Raw genomic sequence first — 2,232 nt, 5'->3', positions numbered from 1 at the left:
CGGCGGCCATGCCGGCGCAGTCGCCGACATTGTCGCCGACGTTGTCGGCGATGGTCGCGGGGTTGCGCGGATCGTCCTCGGGGATGCCGGCCTCGACCTTGCCGACGAGATCGCCGCCGACGTCCGCACCTTTGGTAAAGATGCCGCCGCCGAGACGGGCGAAGATCGAAATCAGCGAGGCACCGAAGCCGAGCGCCACCAGGGCGTCCACCACGACACGGCTGTCAGGCGCAAGATTCAGCGAATGGACCAGGAAGGCGAAATAAAGCGTCACACCGAGCAGCGCCAGGCCCGCCACCAGCAGCCCGGTGATGGCCCCCGCCTTGAATGCGAGTTCGAGGCCGCCGGCGAGCGAGGTCGTCGCGGCCTGGGCGGTGCGCACATTGGCACGGACCGAGACATTCATGCCGATGAAGCCCGCGGCGCCGGACAGGATGGCGCCGATGGCGAAACCGATCGCGACGTAGAGCCCGAGGAAATAGGCAAGCAACACGAAGATGACGATTCCGACGATACCGATCGTGGTGTACTGGCGCCGGAGATAGGCCTGTGCGCCTTCGCGCACGGCTCCCGCAATTTCCTGCATGCGCGGCGACCCCGCATCCGCGCCCAACACCGAAGACGTCGCCCAAATCGCGTAGACGACGGAAAGCACTCCGCAGAGCACTATCAACCATAATGCTGTCATATGATGTTTGCCTCAGATCCTTGATGTACCCCCGGCGCCTTTTGTTGTCCGTCGTGCGGTGCGGCGCCTTGATTTCGAACAAAGCCGCCCCTTGCCCAAAAGGGGCGGCTTCAGTCGGCGGCAACCTTGCCAAAATCAAATTGAGGGTGCAACGCCGGATCGGGCCGAAACCGCCGATCTCGGCAGGTATTTAGGCTGAACTGCCAAGAACGAGTGCAAGAACAAGTGGCAAGAACAAAGTGCCCAGAACCAGGATGCCGGTTTGCAATTCTTAGAAGTGGCTGTAGGACAGCCGCGTCAAGGACAGTTCCTGGCCCTGCCCATCCAGGAAGCGCGGCCGCTGGTGACCCTCCACGATCGTGCCGATCGCGGTGACGGCAACGCCCGTGGCCTGCCCCGCGGCAATCAGCGCCTCGCTCTGCGCCGGCGCAGCGGTGCAGAGCACCTCGTAGTCATCGCCCCCCGCAAGCAGCGTCTCGACGCAAACCACGTTGCCTGCGAGCAGGCCGGCGGCTGCGGCCGAGAGCGGCACGCGCGTCACGTCGACCGAGGCGGAGACCCCGGACGCCGCACAGAGTTTTGCCAGGTCGCCCGCGAGGCCGTCGGAGACGTCCATCGCCGCGGTAGCCTGGTCGCGCACGGCCTGCGCCAGCACGTTGCGCGGCTGCGGCACCCGATAGCGCCGGACCAAAACTTCCCTTGCCCCTGCATCGGACGCGAGCGCCGCGGCAGCGGCGCCGCCTTTGAGCACGTCGAGGCCGAGCGCCGCATCGCCGATCGTGCCCGTCACCAGGATGCGATCGCCCGGCTTCGCGCCGGTGCGGCCGACCATCCGCCCCTTCGGCACGCGGCCAAAGGCTGTGATCGAGATCATCTGCGGGCCGGGCGTCCACACCGTGTCGCCGCCGAGCAGCGGGCACGCGAAGCTCTCGGCATCCTCGCCCAGCGCGTCGGCAAAGGAACGGAGCCAGGCATCCTCCTGGCTGCGCAATGCCAGCGTCAGCACGAAGCCGGCCGGCAGTGCGCCCTTGGCGGCGAGATCGGACAGATTTACCCGCAGCGCCTTGCGCGCGATGGTGTCGGGGGGATCGCTGGCGAGATAGTGCACGCCCTCGACGATCGCGTCGGTGGTGACGACGATATCGTCGCCCGATGAGGACAGCACCGCGGCGTCGTCGACCAGGCCGAACGCACCGGGATCGGTCGCCAGCGGCTTGAAATAACGCGCGATGAGGGAGTCTTCGCCGGAGGGCTGAGTTCTGTCCTGTGTCACGATGCCGACCCGTCATCCTGAGGTGCGAGCCCTTGCGAGCCTCGAAGGATGGACGGCCGAGGTGCGACCTCAGCGGCACGCCGCCGCCCTTCGAGGCCTCCGCTTCGCTCCGGCACCTCAGGGTGACGGCTACGGCGGAAGTCGTCGTCTCAATTACCCCCGCCCGAACTCGTCTCCGCGGAACTGGCGGCCGATCTGGTCGAGCACGGCGTTGACCATGCCGGTCTCCTCACGGTCGACGAAGGCGTTGGCGACGTCGACATATTCGGAC

2 protein-coding genes and 1 pseudogene are annotated in these 2,232 nt (G+C 66.7%); all 3 read right to left on the bottom strand.

The genetic code is table 11. From position 1 onward, the window contains the following. Positions 1 to 688: sodium/proton-translocating pyrophosphatase (locus JHD07_RS37415; RefSeq protein ID WP_291631322.1), on the bottom strand; the 688-nt coding region annotated here is incomplete at its 3' end. A 271-nt stretch (positions 689 to 959) separates the two neighbouring features. After that, positions 960 to 1,961, bottom strand: a complete 1,002-nt coding sequence (gene thiL / locus JHD07_RS37410) for a thiamine-phosphate kinase (protein WP_291631319.1) — start codon at positions 1,959 to 1,961, stop codon at positions 960 to 962. A 153-nt stretch (positions 1,962 to 2,114) separates the two neighbouring features. Then, positions 2,115 to 2,232 (bottom strand): annotated as a pseudogene (locus JHD07_RS37405) (N utilization substance protein B); the annotation flags it as partial.

This window comes from Bradyrhizobium sp. (assembly GCF_016462955.1).
In the GTDB taxonomy this organism is placed as follows: Bacteria; Pseudomonadota; Alphaproteobacteria; order Rhizobiales; family Xanthobacteraceae; genus Bradyrhizobium.
Note: the sequence above shows the minus strand (reverse complement) of the source record. Positions and strands in the feature narration are given on the sequence as shown.